Source organism: Clostridium algoriphilum, assembly GCF_020443705.1.
Classification (GTDB): Bacteria; Bacillota; Clostridia; order Clostridiales; family Clostridiaceae; genus Clostridium_AD; species Clostridium_AD algoriphilum.
Genome location: NZ_JAIZZK010000001.1, coordinates 243,162 through 260,926, shown reverse-complemented (window position 1 = coordinate 260,926; position 17,765 = coordinate 243,162). Strand labels below are relative to the sequence as shown.

At 30.0% G+C, this 17,765-nt stretch carries 18 protein-coding genes and 2 pseudogenes; 16 read left to right on the top strand and 4 right to left on the bottom strand.

Translation table 11 applies throughout. The features are described from left to right. The first annotated feature begins 166 nt into the window (after positions 1-166). Entirely contained in the window at positions 167-1,018 is an 852-nt protein-coding gene (locus LGK95_RS01315) for a hypothetical protein (protein WP_226121358.1), read from the top strand. A gap of 79 nt (positions 1,019-1,097) precedes the next feature. Then, entirely contained in the window at positions 1,098-2,123 is a 1,026-nt protein-coding gene (locus LGK95_RS01310; RefSeq protein ID WP_226121357.1) for a hypothetical protein, read from the top strand. A 332-nt stretch (positions 2,124-2,455) separates the two neighbouring features. Here LGK95_RS01310 and LGK95_RS01305 read toward each other — a convergent pair whose 3' ends face one another. Further along, positions 2,456-2,671: a hypothetical protein gene (locus LGK95_RS01305; protein ID WP_226121354.1), complete on the bottom strand. Its 216-nt coding sequence runs from the start codon at positions 2,669-2,671 to the stop codon at positions 2,456-2,458. 387 nt (positions 2,672-3,058) lie between these two features. On the opposite strand from LGK95_RS01305, the gene LGK95_RS01300 reads away from it, so the two are divergent. Beyond that, positions 3,059-3,340, top strand: coding sequence for a DUF1413 domain-containing protein (locus LGK95_RS01300; protein ID WP_226121352.1), 282 nt, complete (start codon positions 3,059-3,061; stop codon positions 3,338-3,340). An 881-nt stretch (positions 3,341-4,221) separates the two neighbouring features. Here LGK95_RS01300 and LGK95_RS01295 read toward each other — a convergent pair. Next, on the bottom strand, positions 4,222-4,395 hold the full coding sequence (locus LGK95_RS01295; RefSeq protein ID WP_226121350.1) for a hypothetical protein: 174 nt from the start codon (positions 4,393-4,395) through the stop codon (positions 4,222-4,224). A 674-nt stretch (positions 4,396-5,069) separates the two neighbouring features. Here LGK95_RS01295 and LGK95_RS01290 point away from each other — a divergent pair. Further along, complete coding sequence (locus LGK95_RS01290) at positions 5,070-5,291, top strand: hypothetical protein (protein WP_226121348.1); 222 nt, start codon at positions 5,070-5,072, stop codon at positions 5,289-5,291. A 449-nt stretch (positions 5,292-5,740) separates the two neighbouring features. Here LGK95_RS01290 and LGK95_RS01285 read toward each other — a convergent pair whose 3' ends face one another. Continuing rightward, a complete protein-coding gene (locus tag LGK95_RS01285; RefSeq protein WP_226121346.1) occupies positions 5,741-6,190 on the bottom strand; it encodes a hypothetical protein in 450 nt (149 codons plus the stop codon). Between the two features lie 976 nt (positions 6,191-7,166). On the opposite strand from LGK95_RS01285, the gene LGK95_RS01280 reads away from it, so the two are divergent. From LGK95_RS01280 to LGK95_RS01230, 12 genes and pseudogenes are all read left to right on the top strand, one after another. Further along, positions 7,167-7,433, top strand: coding sequence for a cupin domain-containing protein (locus LGK95_RS01280; protein WP_226121344.1), 267 nt, complete (start codon positions 7,167-7,169; stop codon positions 7,431-7,433). A 253-nt stretch (positions 7,434-7,686) separates the two neighbouring features. Continuing rightward, a complete protein-coding gene (locus LGK95_RS01275; RefSeq protein WP_226121342.1) occupies positions 7,687-8,502 on the top strand; it encodes a carbon-nitrogen hydrolase family protein in 816 nt (271 codons plus the stop codon). Between the two features lie 332 nt (positions 8,503-8,834). Further along, entirely contained in the window at positions 8,835-9,311 is a 477-nt protein-coding gene (locus LGK95_RS01270) for a GNAT family N-acetyltransferase (RefSeq protein WP_226121340.1), read from the top strand. A 129-nt stretch (positions 9,312-9,440) separates the two neighbouring features. Continuing rightward, the gene (locus LGK95_RS01265) at positions 9,441-10,088 is read left to right on the top strand and encodes a hypothetical protein (protein ID WP_226121339.1); all 648 of its coding nucleotides are present in this window, start codon (positions 9,441-9,443) and stop codon (positions 10,086-10,088) included. A gap of 82 nt (positions 10,089-10,170) precedes the next feature. Beyond that, positions 10,171-10,542 carry a hypothetical protein gene (locus tag LGK95_RS01260; RefSeq protein ID WP_226121337.1) on the top strand — a complete coding sequence of 124 codons (372 nt, stop codon included), beginning with the start codon at positions 10,171-10,173 and terminating at the stop codon, positions 10,540-10,542. Positions 10,543-10,992: 450 nt separating this feature from the next. Next, the gene (locus LGK95_RS01255; protein ID WP_226121335.1) at positions 10,993-11,841 is read left to right on the top strand and encodes an SGNH/GDSL hydrolase family protein; all 849 of its coding nucleotides are present in this window, start codon (positions 10,993-10,995) and stop codon (positions 11,839-11,841) included. A gap of 540 nt (positions 11,842-12,381) precedes the next feature. Further along, on the top strand, positions 12,382-13,872 hold the full coding sequence (locus LGK95_RS01250) for a nitrilase-related carbon-nitrogen hydrolase (protein WP_226121333.1): 1,491 nt from the start codon (positions 12,382-12,384) through the stop codon (positions 13,870-13,872). Between the two features lie 574 nt (positions 13,873-14,446). Continuing rightward, positions 14,447-14,776 (top strand): PadR family transcriptional regulator, encoded by a 330-nt coding sequence (locus tag LGK95_RS01245; protein ID WP_226121331.1) that lies wholly within the window; start codon positions 14,447-14,449, stop codon positions 14,774-14,776. A gap of 7 nt (positions 14,777-14,783) precedes the next feature. Continuing rightward, complete coding sequence (locus LGK95_RS01240; RefSeq protein WP_226121329.1) at positions 14,784-15,635, top strand: pentapeptide repeat-containing protein; 852 nt, start codon at positions 14,784-14,786, stop codon at positions 15,633-15,635. 115 nt (positions 15,636-15,750) lie between these two features. Beyond that, on the top strand, positions 15,751-15,834 hold the full coding sequence (locus tag LGK95_RS22740; protein WP_404814393.1) for an ATP-binding cassette domain-containing protein: 84 nt from the start codon (positions 15,751-15,753) through the stop codon (positions 15,832-15,834). 213 nt (positions 15,835-16,047) lie between these two features. Continuing rightward, positions 16,048-16,701: pseudogene (locus tag LGK95_RS22625) on the top strand (AAA family ATPase); the annotation flags it as partial. 56 nt (positions 16,702-16,757) lie between these two features. Continuing rightward, positions 16,758-17,483 (top strand): ferritin-like domain-containing protein, encoded by a 726-nt coding sequence (locus LGK95_RS01230; protein WP_226121328.1) that lies wholly within the window; start codon positions 16,758-16,760, stop codon positions 17,481-17,483. A gap of 69 nt (positions 17,484-17,552) precedes the next feature. On the opposite strand, the pseudogene LGK95_RS01225 reads toward LGK95_RS01230, so the two are convergent. Next, positions 17,553-17,759: pseudogene (locus LGK95_RS01225) on the bottom strand (cytochrome b5 domain-containing protein); the annotation flags it as partial. Positions 17,760-17,765: the final 6 nt, after the last annotated feature.

The following is a 17,765-nucleotide window of genomic DNA, read 5'->3' as shown; positions in this document are numbered from 1 at the left end:
TTAATTAATATGTAGCTGTATGCTAAACATATGGAGAGTTGATTGCTACTTGTAAGAAAAAAATAGAGATATGGTTGTAAAAATAGGTTTAGAAAAACATTTGGTTAGTCAAAGTATACAGTATTGCTTAGAAAGTTACAGAATTCAAGTTATAAAGGGGGATTTTGTGGACAAAAAAGTACTATGGACAACTTCGTATGAGGATACTATTGAATCAATATCATATATTTGTGGTTGTAGTGAAGAAAGTATAAATAACTATTTGAAGTATTCAGTACCATTTAATAATATTATTGTTGAAGATATTAAATTAAGTAAATTCTTTAAAACGATAGGTGTTAAGTTTAACTGCAATAATGATTTGTTTGAAATCATAAAATTCGATAGATGTGTTATATCACATCTTACTACAAGAACAACTCTACCAAATGAATCAGATATATATTGCCTTGCTAGGGCTCTGACTAAAACTACAGACATTAGTAAGTTTTTAGCAAGTAAAGGAATCACTTTTAAAGAAATGGCACAAGGGTTAATTACTTATCATACCACTGAAATAGTAGATTGGAATAGCTTTGACAGTTCATACACTTATCGCATAAAAAAGAGATTAAAGGTACGAGGAAAATATATTGATAATTGTATAAATGGCTTTTTATTTAATCACTTATTCTGGGAAGATAGTAATGTAGAACATATAAAGGATTGTCCCGAAATTGTCTCGGACATATGTTATGTGCTTAATAGACAAGATATTGTAAACGAGTGGAGAAAAATATCGACATCATATGCATTAGGTTTTTTAGTTGACATCAAAGATATTATTTTTGATGAACATACTAAATTTAAGACCATAAAATCTAAAATATATTTGACTTATAAGTATGTAATATACTACCTAGTTCAGGTATATCATGATGTATGGAATACTAGATTTAATAATCCAATAATGCGTTTGAAAGATAATAAATCTGTTAGTAAAGAAAATATTGTTGGCTTTTATAAGATAGAAGCCTAAGGTATGCGATATATATATCCATTAGGATAATTAAAGATCTAGTTTTACTAAAAAATAAGGCTTAAGTAGGAGGTAAACAATGCAATTTCATATAATGAATAATGGAATTGATTCGTTATGGTTTGGGTTGATTCATTATAACAAATTTTTAGAAAATATTGATGATATGGGCTTAGGTATTGATGAACATTTTAGTGAATTAAAATTTTCTACAATGGCATTTCATAATGCAATAGAGCTGTTTACTAAAAAAATATTGTATGATGTAAATGAATTGTTAATTTTTACGGTTGATGTATCTGATGATTTCATTGCAAGGCTGTTACATCAGAAGTATGTAGAAAACAGTAGGGATTCTCATATGGATTATTGGATAGCGGGTAAGGTGGAAGATACCACATACAAAACTATTGAATACAAAAAGAGTATAGAAATTTTAAAATCTATATTTAAAGAAGAATTAGCAGATAGAGCTTATGAAGTATTGGTATCACTTGGGAAAATGCGTAATGCAATGACTCATCTTGGGTATTGGGATGACTTTGGATGGTATAAAATATTAATTATAATCAATGATAGCCTTGGATTAGTCAAGAGTTTTTATAGCAAAACAATTAGGAAATCAGAACGACATTTTGAAGGCGATATATTAAAAGAAATTGATAGTGTTATACATTTAGCGAGTAAGGGGCTTGAAGAAACGTGGTGGGCATCTTGGGAATATCAGCTTGATGGAGTTTTTGAATACTTTGATGAGGTTTTTGCTGGGTCAGTAGATAAAGTTGAATTGGATACGGATGAGCGCATACATTCTTTGAAAAAATTATCTTTTGAACGAGAAGGAAAAAAAACAGATTTAGTTGTTAAATTAATTCCACGCTGTGACGCAATTGTATTTATAAAGGACGATATTATAATGTGTGCATTAAATATGGCAGAATCAAAATTTGAGGATAGTTCAAAGGTAGCATTTGAATCTATTAAAATTTATTTTTTTAAAAGTAAGATAGTATTTAGTCCAGAGTTATATTTAGAATGGAAAAAAATGGGCGTGTTCCAGACACAAAAGCATCTAGTAAATCAGTTGGAAAAGGTGTATGAATAATATAAAAAATATTTTTAACCACAGAAAATTAGTAAAGAAATAAGTATACATAAGTAAATGCCGATATATTAGTTAGTGCTTAAAAAGTGAAATAATGATTTTAAAGAAATCTAAACATTTAGATAGGTTCACATTATTCTTATTAATACGAAGCCTATCATGATTGCTAGGCTTAAATTTTGACATTATCTTGGAGGATCTTTATTTTGATACAAAAAAAGCTGTACTCTTTGGAGAGAATACAACTTTAATTAATACTAAATTACTATATGTTAAGCATAATAGGTTAATTAATTATATATTTAAAAATACATATTGTAAAGGTTTAATTGTCATTTTTGGGACATTGTGTTAGTACCGGTTAATTCGTCATCTTCAAAAATTAAGTCTTCAATATCTTTTATATATTGAATATCCTTATGGTTAATTAGATACTCATCAATGGCATCATGTATTAATTTATCGGAGGAGATTGAAAATTCTTCTGCATGAGATTTAAGTTTATTAACTAGGAGTATAGGTAAGGATATTGTTACGTTCTTTCTCATTTGTTGCATAAAATGCACCGCCTTTGGGATAGTATAACATGGTTGTTTTATAATAGATATAAAAGACTACTGAATGAATGGATTTAGATCCATTGTCTAGTATAATAGTTTTATCAGCAGTTGGTCATGATAAAATAATCCATAGAACCATACTTTACATATATTAATAAATGATAATAAGATCTCCTATAGAATTTTAATTGAAAAGAGGTTGGTTTTGCACATAAAGGGAACTTTTACTGGACAAAACGTGAACGGGTAGGCTTACAACATATGTCAAGGATACTTAAAAAAAGGTACTAACAAGATAAGAGATGATTAAGTCCCATAGATATCTATGTTATTGTATAGCTAGTAGCCATACAATAACGGGAGGTTGGTTTGAATATGAAAATTGATTGTAATACACCCCTTAAAGACTTATTTCAAATTGCAAAAGGCATTATATATGAAATACAAGAGGATGAAGAGTTTATTGTAAAAGATCTTTTTAGAGGTTATGAGTGGTCTCGAATAGATGTAGGTAACAGAGCTAAATTGGGAGCTATGTTTTTTAACTTTTCAAAAAATGATGATAAATTAATCATAGTAGGAATAGGAAAAACAGCTCATAACCAACAAAAATATAGAAAATTACATGATGATGATACAACAACTAATAATAAATAAGATTTTTATAATACATTGAATGTTGCTGGACAAAACGTGAACTTATGTGTGGACGAGTAGTATTACAATGCATAAAGTAGTTCGGATAGAGTATACCGCAGATGAACGTGAACTAATAGCATTCAAAGTGGCATTATATGGTGGTGAATATACATATAATTAGTCCATTTATTATATTAGATCTAGACGAACGCTTTAGTATAGTAGGTGTATCAATAAACTATATACATAGGGACATTTTGATAATTAATAAACGATAGGGATTGCATATATTACAATATGTACAATAAAACATAACATGATAAAACAACTATAACCCTTTGTATATAAACGAATTATATAGGATAAGTGTAAATAATTATGAATGATACTTTACATACAATTAAATATATTAAAGTAAGGGAATTATAGGTTATAGGAGTACAATTTATTATAAGTTATGTCGAGATATTTTTGGAATGTGAATTATTTTTATATGCTGATTTTATAAACTTATAAAAGAGACCTACTTGAGTTTTCTTCATAATATCTACATAACCTTGGATTATAATTACAATATACTTTATAGGAGGTGCTGTAATGACATGTCAAACTTTTGCTCAATGCATTGTTGAATGCGTTCATAAATGTGGTATGCATGGACAAGAACTAGTGAATTGTATTCAAATGATGTTAGGTATGAAATAGAATTCAATAAATTATCAAAGACTTGTGCTAATCGCGGGTCTTTTTTATTTGTATATGCTTGAACTATTTATATCGAATTTTGGTCAGACTCCGTATTAACTTAATAAAAAAACACCGTAAAATTCATTTTACTGAATAATACGGTATTCCAATGATAAATTAAATTTTTAGTAGTTACTAATCTATTTATAATATTAAGTACGACAATTAGGAATCATTACTCCTCCTCTATAGTCAACACTTCCATTTATCAAATCACTGACTTTGCCCCATATAGTTATATCTTTTAAACTCTCAATATTGAGCAAAAATGGATCACTACTGCTTTGGGTTACTACTTTAATTCTATAATCTCTTTGCCAAGACAAGCCAACCGGCTTGCGAAATGGTCCGTATCTTCCATTAAAAGTACTATATATAGCTAATGTAAAATCTTTGAGAAAAACATTAAATTAACATGAGTATATTTAATATTCTCTCTGAATTCATCGTCATTTTGGTAATATGTGTCTTAACGTGGTAAATTTACGCTTAGCGATTACTACCCCATTAAGGGGGTCTATTTTTATATAAAGGGTTGTGAGCAAGATAAAATTAAAATCTGCCACCTCTACTTCTGTAAAAAAGGAATCGGAACTCATATTAACTTGATTATATTGTATGGTTTTGTAACCGCACAAATGAAAGCTAATTTTTTAAAAGTAGGTTCTAGCCCTTATACACCAAATGTTTGCGGGTTTTGAAAAAAGCAACAAAAAATTAACCAAAAAGGAGGTAAAAAGCATGCAAAATTGTGATAAACTCCAAAAACATTTCAACCAAATATAATTATCCGTATTCGGTAAATCAGTATCTGGAGTTTATTTTAAATGACACTGACCGAACCCCTATGATTAAGTGTAGAATATAATTAGGGCGGTGTTAAAAATGGAGATAAATAATGAACTTATAGAAATTGCCGAAGCATTAAATAAAAACACGATAGCAAATCGGAGTCGATTAAAAGAGGATAAGATCCAAACAGATAAATTTATACATAGCCTTGGAACGAATAGAAAAAAAAAAATTTGCTAAAAACATTATAGGCACTGGTATAAACTACAATAGACAAACTTTTTTATATAACATCCCCGGGAAGGAAAGCAAAAGCTTTCAAAATATTTCAGAAATTAAAAATAAACCAATTGAAAGAAGTGAGAAAGCTTTAGAAAACTTTAAAAAGCAAGAGAAAGAAAAAAAGTTAAATATGTATTTAGAAAGCTAACTGGGAAAAGCAATTCCTGCCTTACTGGAAATAGCTAGTCTAAAAACAGAGCTTATTGATTTAATAGAAAGAAACAGAAGGCAAAATAACATAATAGAGATTCTAGAACCACTACAACTTAAAATTATGTCCTTTGAAGGAACTCTAATATCAAAAAATATGAAGTTGTATAGTGAGGTGTTAGATAAGTTTAATTTTTTTTTGGACGAACATAGAGGGGTTAAACAGCAGGATATTATTTTTCAAGCACTATATGAATTTATCGAAAAATATAAATAAAAGATGAAGGAGTTAGAATCGTATGACATTAAAAAAAATAAGATATAAAACAGCTTTAAAATAGATTTTTAATTTTCAAATAGCCTGTTGTATAGGTTTATCCAATTATGAAAGCGTAAAGAAAGTGTAAGCGGATAATCCTATATTTGTTTTTATAATACTAAAACCAATTAGTCTTTATGGACCATGTTTTTATTAAATAAAAATTTATTAAACAGCATTCCTTCAGTAATTCCGAAAGTAATAGCACCCAAAAAATGAGAATAGTAACCACTCATTCCTCTTGGAGCAATTAACTTACGTTCAATAAAAATCGAAAATAATAATTCTAAAGTTAACCATATCAATAGAGTTCCCCCAACACATTTTATGACTAAATGTTGTGAACCTATTTTTCTAATTGTTTGATATAATATGATCGCAATGAATCCCGCAATCACTGAATTTACAATTATGCCCATAATTAATGAAGGTTTATCACCTGTAATTAGTAAACTGGATAGGGTACAAGTGCTGTACTTATTATAGCCTAAACCTATCAATATTTGACTAACTATCTCACTTGGTATTATAGATATTATTCCAATTATGCTTGCAATTAAATACTTATCATCATTCAAAGTAGTCACTCCTCTTCTTAAATAAATTATAATTTTATTATGCTACTTTAATAAACATTTATACTATATAGGTGGCTATTTTTTTGCCTAAAAATTAATTATAATAAAACAACGAAAAAAAGAGGGAGAAAACTCCCCCAATTATTAAAACTATAATTAAAACTCATACTTATTTCGTACTGGGCTATACCCTAAATTATATATTTATTATACTCTAAAAATAATGTTTTTGCTGATATTGAAGTCCCCATCGTACTCAAAACTTAAAAGTATTGATAACGGTAAAATAATAACCTACAATCAATGTATACGGGGGTGTCAAAACTTATAGTCAAATGTAAAATCTAAAAGTAATTTTTACCTTTTTTAATAAATATCGCAGGAGAAAAATTGTTTTATGGTGAATTAATAAAAGAAAAATGTTAAAGCGCGAGGTGGCTTGTTTGCATAATTAATAGGAGTTAGATGAAGTATATAATGTCTATATTGAGAAGTTGGGAAAATGATCAAAGAGTGTAGGAACATCGCAGTCAGATAAAAAGTAATGTTTAAAAAGAGATCTCTTAGGTAAAGAATAACGGATATATATATGTCGAACTTTGATTATAGGGTGACATAACTATTGAAATTTGAAGTACAGACAATGTTCTTTGAAAATTGAATAATACGGTATTTACAATTATAGAAATATAGTGATGTATGAGTATATATGATATGCTATAATTTCTATAAATAAGGTTTAAATGGTATAATATTACTTATTAATATATTCAAAGGAGAGATACAATGAATAGAATATTTAATTTAGATGATATATCCAAGGAGTATATTATGACCCTGATTTTCAAACTAAAATGAAGTCAGTATTAATTGGAGATGCCCTAGGATGTGAAAAATTTATATCAATATAGATTTAATAAAATCGGGAGGAAAAGTGCAAAGTATCATACACATTCAAAAATAGTTCTTTCTCATAATGAGAGGAGAAGGCATATTAAGAATGGATGGAGAAGAAATATTAATAAAGGCTGGTAATGTTATTTCAAAACCTGCAGGAAAAAATATTGCACATCAGTTTATAAATAATAGCACAGAGTTATTACAGATACTTGATGTAGAAACTCGTGAAGAAGGTGATTTTGCTACATACCCAGATGAAGATATAATACTTTTAAGGGATCAAAAATTGTCTTATAATATTAGCGATAACCTTAACTATTGGTCTTCAGACCATAATGAATAATATTCTTATTAAGCGTCGTAACTACTAAAAGCGAATAAAAAACACCGTATTATTCATAACTGAATTTACGGTGTTTTTACGTTGCATTTCAATAATAGTTCGTCATAATCAACTGTAAGAGGTATCAGATTATTTGTGCAGGTTGTCTCTATAATCTGTAGTTGGAAATTTAATACTTATTTGATGATTGTCATGAATACCGTAGTTAGTCGCCATCTTTACTAGAATATCATTAATTTCGGAGGTGTGTTTTATGGGCATTTTAAAAGTTGCATTGTTACAATTAATTCAAAATAGTAATGCAAAGGAGAATTTGAAAAAAGGATATGAATATTGTAGATTAGCAAAGAAAATGGGGGCTGATATTGCTTTATTCCCTGAAATGTGGAATAACGGATATTCCCTTCCCAAAACAATAGAAGAGGTCGAAAAGTGGAAAGAAACAGCAATAGATCAAAATCACGAGTTTTTCATAAGTTTTAAAAATCTAGCAAGAGAACTGAACATGGCAATTGGGATAACCTATTTAGAGAGAAGGGGAGGTTTACCTAGAAATACAGTTTCTTTAATTGATAGGTTTGGTAATTCTGCACTTACATATGCAAAAGTACATACTTGTGATTTTTCCACAGAAGCATTTTGCACACCTGGTGATAATTTTTACACTTGCGATTTAGATACCTCTATGGGCAGTGTAAAAATCGGAGCTATGATATGTTATGATCGAGAATTTCCTGAAAGTGCAACAATTTTAATGCTTAAAGGTGCCGAAGTAATCCTAATTCCTAATGCGTGTGAAATTGATGAAACTAGGAAGTGTCAGTTAAAAACAAGAGCTTATGAAAACATGGTAGGTGTTGCATTAACCAATTATGCTAAAGGTACTTGTAATGGACATTCTATGGCTTTTGAGGTTGTTTCATCTCGTGAAATAATAAAGGGAAAAGAATGGATTTCAAGAAATACACTGATTGTTAAGGCGGGGGAAGAAGAAGGAATATTTGTGGCATGTTTTAATATTGATGAGCTAAGAGAATATAGAGAAAGTCAAACTCGGGGTAATGCTTAACGTTAACCAAAGGTATATTCATTATTAATTTCTGGGGAAGTTAATGAATCATTTAAGAGAAAAGATGCCAGACGTTAAAAAATAGGCGGCGCCTAACAAAATGTTGCCGTTCGCCTTGGCTAGAGAGTTCTTTTATAAGTATAGGACATATTTATAAAATACTTTGGCGAGGAATATCCTAAATAGAAATATGGACAATGGTTTATTGTAGCGAAGAAGATTACTAGTTCGCAAATTTTCTAAATAGTTCACAATAAATTACGATTGATGAATAATCGTGTAATATTACGAAGTAAAGATTATTAAAAAATGTGAGTATGGAAGTGATAAAAATGATAAGGCAGATAGAAAGAGATGAGATTGAAGTATGTGTACAAGTAATCAAAAAAAGTTTTGGAACAGTAGCACAAGAATTTAGTCTTACAAAAGAGAATTGTCCAGGGAATGCAAGTTTTATGAAAGTTGAAAAATTATATAAGCAGTATGATGAAGGTCGACCAATGTTTGCTTATCTGGATAATGGTATCATTGTAGGTTATTTTTCGCTTAACAAGAATGATGGTGGGAGTTTTGCACTGAATAATCTTGCTGTATTGGTAGAATATCGTCATAAAGGTTATGGCAGAGAAATGATTATTTTTGCAATGGATAAAGTCAGAGAAATGGGAAGTAATAAAATGACTATTGGATTAATTGAAGAAAGTACGAAATTAAGGAATTGGTACAGTGATTTAGGATTTATACATACAGGTACAAGAAAGTTTAAACATTTACCTTTCACAGTGGGCTTTATGAAAATTGGACTTTAGACTTCAAAGCAATAAATATATGATTAATTTATTAAAAAGTATCTGTTAATTCAGGTACTTTTTTATTTTGTAATAACAATTAGAGGATTTTACCATTTTATGGCGAATTGGGATTATGAGGTGGTAATAATGGTTAAAAATGAAAAATTTAAAAAATGTAGCTTTGAATGGTATCAAAAGATTTTTAATGAAACTAAAGAAGACCAATCACGAATAGTGAATAAACGATTATATAAAGAGCTCTATGATTTCTATAAAAAGTATAAAAATTTAGACATAAACATTGAGAAGATAACCTTAAAAAAGAAAATTGGTCATTATAAAGGTCAGGGTACGAATTTAAATTTACAACTAATGGTTATAGCTTTGACAATATTAATTAATAGTGTTATTCAAATTGCTGGAGTTACATTTCATACAGTATTAGGGGTTACTAGTGGGATATGGTGCTTTATTATATCAATGATTATGTTTGCATTCATCGTTACTGATAGCGTAAAATCAAAATCGAAAGAAAAGAATTTTATATATTGTATCAGTTTACAGGTATTAGAGGATATTGAAAAAGAAAGGAATGAAGAACGAAAAAGAGTGGCTGAAGAATTTCAAACATTACTAATTGAAAAACTTGAACAACTCACAGTAACATTTGAAAAAGATAAAATAAATATGGTAGATAATGAAATTAAGAAAGGTCAAGAAGAAGTAGCAGTTACTAAACAGGAAAGTGAGTCTAAAAATATATTAATTAGATTTATTAGTAAGATTATTAAGTAGAATACAAAAATAGTATATTTTCATTGGATTATCCTAAAGATAAATTAAGTTGGAAAATAAATAATCTTAGGATGGTGTGAAAATGAAAAACGGAAAAATTACTTCAATATTTATTTTAGTTTGTATATCTATTATGTTATTTACTGGTTGTAGTTCTACTACTAAAAAGGCACCGATGAATCCCAAAACGGTCATTAATGATACTGAAAAAGGTATCTCGACAGCTATGAAAACTATTTACAGTGATACTCTTAAGGGTCTAGTTAAAGTTAAAACAATAACACAGACTCAAGCAAATAAAGTAATGGAAGAAGTAACAAAGAATTGGTCGAAGGCTAAAGGTAGCATTAATAGATTAGATAAATTGGTGAAGAATAAGGTAATTAACCAAAAACAAGCAGATAAAATAAACAAAAAAATTGAAAAGGCTAAGAAAGATATTGAGAGTAAATAGTTAAGTGTAAAATTACTCGTAAAATAAGATAGGAGCTGAAAGAGGCTTCTTTTTTGTCGTGTAGATTAATATATATAATAATAATTAGTTGTCATCAAGCCGCTAGAGCATTTATTGTTCTCATAAGTTATCATATTAAAAGGATAGTATTTTAAATTATAGACTATTTATAAAATTTTATTTACTGCATCATATAAAGTTAAGGAATAAGAATTGAGTTAAATTTAATTAAACTTAATTAAAATTGTATAGATGATAAAACTTTTATATAATTATATAATTCAATTAAAGATTGTTAATTATAATTGCAAATGAGGGTATAAACAAGGTTTTAGAGCTATTAATAGTGTAATTAATAAGGTGAGGAAACTTACCTTTCTTTATTTTGTTTGAAAAACATTGAAAAATGGTATAATTTCATAATTCTATGTATATCTATAAATACGTAAAGTGAGGTGTTTAATTATGTTAAAATATCTAATGTCAAAAACATCAATGGTAATTTCTCTTATTATAGTATTTCTTTTTTCTATGAATGGAACAGTATTTGGCGCTGTTTCTCCGCTGTATGATTATGTATCATTGGGTGATTCCTTGGCGGCAGGACAGACTCCATATGGCAACAATGATTCCTATGGTTATACAAATATCATAGTAAACAAGCTTGCTGATGCTGGAGTTTTAGGTGGCTACGGCGACTATGGCGTATCCGGCTGGACTACACAGAACGTATTAAATCAGGTTACTACTGATACTGACGTTCAATCTGCCCTTAATAACGCTGAAATTGTTACTTTGGATATTGGGGCTAACGACATTTTTAGGGTGATTGAATGGGCAAATCAACTCAGTACTATGACTCCACAACAAACGCTACAAACTTATCCCGGTTCCATGGAGACAGCAGAGCTACAATCATTGTTGATTTCTTCAAAAACCCTTGAACAAAAAATCACGGCAATACTTGGGATTGAAATCACGGCAGTTCAGTTTAAATTAGAAAAGATAATTCAAGCAATAAAAGTTTGTAGGCCAGATACTAAAATTTATGTAATGGGCTATTACAATGCATTACCAGATATGCCTCGATTTTTGCCTCTTCTTGAACAATTGGATGATAAAATAAGACTTGCAGCTACTAGTAATGGAGCAACTTATGTTGACACCCAGGCATCAATGAACAAGCATTTAACTAAATATCTTCCTGGTGACGTTCATCCGACTGTTCAAGGCTACAGAACAATTGCACAGGATTTTTGGGGTTTTATTCAGACAGACTTTTTAAGAGGATTAAACTAAAATAAATTACCCTTGGTTCAAAATAATTTGAATCCGGGTAGGAGTTTAGCACCTGAATTAATTACATTAGTTTTTATTGTCTTTACTACAGGTTATGTATGCAAAGATTTATTTGCATTTCACAAATACAGACCGATTATAATTTTTCTAATAATATGTATAGGTGTTGTTATAGCTTATATTATTAGAAAACTTATATATAAACGTAGGTAATATTATTGGTTCACATTGTTCTTAAAGTTCGTCATAAACAATTGCAAAAATTACTAAGGCATTAGATAAACTTGGCAGGTTGTGTCTATAATGAGAAGTTCAAAAAATGAAAGTTATAGCTTAAGGGCATTGAACTTACTAAAGTGCCATTTACTCCAGTTTTACAACAAATATAAATACATAAAAGTATTACTTAAAGTTGAGTCATACTTTTCTTAAATGGTACATCAATCGTGATTCTACGATACATGAACAATTGTAAAATAATACGCAACAAAATAGAGTAGAATTAAAAACTATTTTTAACGAAAGGGTGTGGTAAATTAAATGAAGAAGGATTTATCATCAAAAGAAAAAAATTCGTATATATGGTTAATTATAGGTGGTATTCTTTTAGTGTTCTTCAATGGGAGATGGGTAATACCAATTGCATCATGGATTGCTCCAGTATTTCTTATTCATTTCTATAGGATAAATAAAAATGTAAAGGGCCTATTTCTGCCTTTATTAGTACTAGTTGTAACAATCTTCTTTTCATTTAAAGGTGTTACTGGTATTAATAGTTGGATTGAATATCCCGTCTTAGCAGGACTCAGCATAGTTTTTTACTTGCCATTTTTGATTGATAGAATTATTGAACCTAAAATAAAAGGTTTTAAATCTACTTTTATTCTTCCATTTGCAGGAGTAACTATTGAGTATGCACTTTCCATTGTCAGTCCTTATGGAACTTGGGGTTCTCTCGCTTATACTCAGTATGGCAATTTGCCTTTAATGCAGCTAGCTTCTGTTACAGGAATTTGGGGTATAAGTTTTATGTTATATTGGTTTTACTCTTATGCGAATTGGATGTGGTTAAACGAGTTTAATATTAATAAAATAAAGAATGGAACAGCTATTTTCATTTCTGTATTTACTTTAATGATGTTATTTGGAGGACTTAGGACTATTATATTAAAGCCAATAGATAAAACTGTAAAAGTTGCATCGATAAGTGTACCACATAAATACCTGAACAAAGATATACATGCAGCTATGAAGAATGAAAACTATTCAAAGGAGGATAAAGAATTATTTAAACAAAAAGTAGGTATTCTACAAGATGAATTATTAAATAAAACAAAACAGGAAGCAGAAAACGGTGCAAAAATAATATTTTGGGATGAAGTAAGCACACCTACATTTAAAGAAGATGAAGATTTATTGCTAAATAAAGTAAGTAGTATTGCAAGACAAAACAATGTAAATATTTTATTATCATTGTGTACAATCCAGCAAGGAAATGCTTATGATGAAAATAAATCTGTGTTTATTGATGGAAAAGGTAAAATAAAGTATACATATCTTAAATCAAAAATAGTGATAGGAGATAATGATAGGGTTGGCGATGGAATAATTAAGTATGTAGATACTTCTTATGGAAGAGTAGGAAACGCTATTTGTTTTGATGCAGACTTCCCCTCATACATAAGACAAGCTGGGAAGGACAATATAGATATTCTACTTCTTCCGAGTTCAGATTGGAAAGAAATAGACCCTATCCATACAAAAATGGCTGTATTCAGAGCAGTGGAAAATGGATTCTCAATAATCCGACAAGTGCAAGATGGATATTCACTATCAACTGATTATCTAGGAAATACCATTTCTTCAATGGATTATTTTAATACAGATAATAAGGTTATGATATCTTATGTTCCGATAGAAGGGGTAAAAACAATATATGCTTCAATAGGAGACATTTTTGCATGGGTTTGTACCTTTGGATTTTTAATTATGTTAGTTGTTAATTTTAAATCAAAAAATTCCTGTAAGTAATCTAAACGACATTTTTATATAAAAGTATATAAAAAATTTTGAATAATGTTTAATTCACATTTTTCATTTATGTCGATACAAGTAAACCCATATAATTAGATATGGGTTTACTTTGTTAAGCTCGTATTGATAACCTGAATGTAACACAATACTGAACTGCACCATATAAAAATATATTCATCCTCTATTTCTATCTCTTTAGCCACAATAATTTGTCTTTCTAAAGATTGATCCTTACTACTTACTCTTCCATAAAAAAACTTCTCATATTATATAACTCCTTCAAAAATTTATATGATAATTATAAATTTAGTTCAAAATGTATACAAGTCAGATGAAATATTTCATATATAAATTTTTTGTATATTTGAAATACAAAAAGTGTACTTATAAGACTATGTCACAAAGTACACTTTGTGACATAGTCGTGAATCCAATTTTAGAGCAAATAGAAAAAGTAACCAAATAATATTTATTTATATTAAATACACAAACCAATAACAGTATAACTACAATAACAGTACCTTGACAGTCATAGTAATATGATGTATATTGTTAATGTGGAGGTGACACAATGGCAGATAATAAAATGTCCTCTGATTTACTCAGAGGACATACGAATACAATTATATTGAAATTATTGATGAGCAGTGATAAATATGGGTATGAAATATCAAAATTGATACATTCAAACTCTGGTGGTGAGTATGAACTTAAAGAGGCAACTATGTATTCAAGCCTTAAGAGGCTAGACAGTGATGGTGATATAACTTCTTATTGGGGGGATGAGACCCAAGGTGGAAGAAGAAAGTATTATAAAATTACCAAAAAAGGAAATGAGACTTATTTTGAAAATAAAAAAAATTGGGAGAACGCTAAGCGTATCTTGGATCAATTATTATAAGAGAAAGGTGGTAATAACAATGAATGAGAAATTAATTAAATATTTAGAGGAAATATTTTCAATATATGAAGATTCGCAAGTAGTTAAGGAATTGAAAGAAGAATTGTTTAATAATTTACAAGAGAAATTAAGTGATTTGAAAAACCAAGGTTATGACGAGGAAACTGCTTATAGCATGACAATTAACTCCATTGGCGATATATCAGAGCTCATAGGAAGTATCGCTGCAAAGACAATAGAATTACAGGAGAGGGTAAGAAAGGATTTTTCAAATATTAATCTCCAAAATTCTGATTTCAAAGGGGTAAAAGTACATGATGGGAAATTTAACGGCAGCGCTCTAAAAGAATCAGACTTCAGCAATTCAGATTTTAGTAACAGCTCCTTTAAAGGCACTGATTTACAGAATTCTGATTTTAAAAATGTAACTTTACATGATGGAACGTTTAATGGTAGCGGACTTAAAGGATCAGATTTTAGCGGTTCAGATTTAACTAACACCTCTTTTAAAGCTTGTGATTTGGCTAATGTAAGATTTGATGGTGCTAATCTTACCGGCGTAAAATTAATTCAGGTCGGTCTGAAAAATATGAGTTTTAAAAGTTGTGTCTTAGATTATACGGATTTTAGCAGTTCGGATTTGTCAGGTGTATGTTTTGATAATCAAACGTTAATTGGTACTATCTTTAATTGCACGGGGTTAAAAGGGACATCTTTTAAAAATGTAGTATTTAGAAATGTGTACTTTAAAAACGCTCAGGTAAAAAAAGCTATTTTTGACGGTGCCAAAATGGATAAATTGACCTATGCTGTTTTAAAAGGAAGCAATGCAAACTTGACTAATGTCACAGTTATATAGGGGGTAAATGCAAATATGATATAAAATAATATAGCTATTACTGTAAGTGGTATTGAAAAGTCCTATAAGAACCTAAAGGTGCTAAGGGAAATCCATTTTACTGTAAAAGGGAAGCATTTATGCCCTCCTGGGCTCCACCGGTGCGGGTAAAACTACAATAATTAAAATCCTGACCACTTTACTTAATCCAGATAAGTGAAGCGCTCAGATCTGCGGTTTTGACATCGCTTCGCAATCAAATCAGGTACGGGGCGTAATCAGCCTAATAGGTCAGTCTGCAGCAGTGGACGAGATTTTGACTGGAAGAGAGAATTTGCGTATTATTGGAAAACTATGTCATATTTAAAGTGTAAATAGCAAAGCCGATGAATTACTTGAACGGTTTCATTTACTTGATGCTGCAAACAGGAGGGTATCAACTTATTCCGGCGGTATGCGCCGAAAACTTGACCTGGCGATGAGCTTGATTTGCAATCCCTCAGTTATATTTCTTGACGAACCAACCACAGGACTTGATCCTCAAAGCCGCAAGGCTATGTGGGAAAGTATCAAAGACCTCAGCCATTCAGGAGTTACCGTATTTTTAACTACGCAGTATCTTGATGAGGCGGATGAGCTTGCCGATCAAATCGCTATCTTAAATGATGGAAAAATTGTAGCCGAAGGAACCGCGTCAGAATTAAAAAAGTTGATTACACATAGGCATATTGAACTGAAAATTCATCATAAAGAAGCAGTACAAATGGCGTGTAATTTACTTGATGAATATACTCCAAGCACAAGTGAAGAGAATCAAACACTTACCATTTCTACGGATGGTAGCATAAAACAGATAACTAGCATTCTTAACCTACTTGAAAACGCGGACATAACTGTTGCTGAATTTTCACAAAAGTTACCAACACTTGAGGATGTACCCATATATAAAATTAATATCTATATAAGGGGTGATTTAATGGTAATAAATAATTTATTAGAGATTTGTTTAAATATGCACTACAAAATACGAAAAGAGTTCGCCAAATTACTAAATATAAGTAAAAAATTAAAAAAATCACATTTATAAAAATATAACATAATATACTATTGAATTATTATTTCAGGAGGTTTTTCGTGTATATTATGCCAAGAGTAGAGAATCCAATGATGTATAATCCTCAATTACAGGAGGCACTTGTGGGGGTAAAAGAAGCAGTTCAAGGTGAAAGAGAAGATGAACTTTTTTATGATTACCTTATAAGTGTAGCGCCTACTAGAGAAGAAAAAGCTATTATAATTTCTATAAGGGATGATGAACGCAAACATAATAGATTATTCAGAAAAATTTATAAAGACTTTACAGGGATGGAAGTACCAACTGGTGGTGAAGACACCTTTGAAAAACCAAGTTCTTATATAGAGGGTATTAAAAAAGCTTTATTTGGAGAGTTAAGAGCCGTAGAAAAATACAGAGCAATTAAAAGAGCTTTGCCTATAGGTCCATATAGAGATGTATTATTTGATATAATTACAGACGAGATAAAACACTCATCAAAATACAATTATCTATTTACCTTAAATAGCAGTTTGAATATTCCATCTACGAGTAGAGGCTTGGTACAAGATACTTCTAAATTTACACCAGACGACTGGGTAAGATATATAACTCCATTAGTAACTCGTGCTTTAGCAGAAGCTAAAGAAGGGATTAATCCAGAACATTTATATCAAGAATTTATATTATCAGGAGTGCTTGTAGGACTAGGAAAGAACCCTCAGGAGGCTATTGAACAAGTTGAACAGTGGGAAAGGGATGGTACATCACAGCTGCTTGCAAAGAGTAAAATGGCAAGAGGCTACAATTACTAGAGTGTAAAAATGAAATGTGATAGCTTAGTATTTAAGTTATCACATTTCATTTTTACATGATTTTTATAATTACCCTTTAAGTACACCAACCTTAGGAATCTTAGCTAATTTGCTTGCCACTCCATGGCAACTTTCAAACTGTGAGCTTAAATCTTTACCAGCAGTTAAGCCAAAGTGTGTAGCTCCGCTCCATTTTGAATTATCACTTACATCATATACAATTCCATTAACTGCTACATAAGCAGGTTTTCCCATAGCACCATCATACTGAGCAAGTTCACT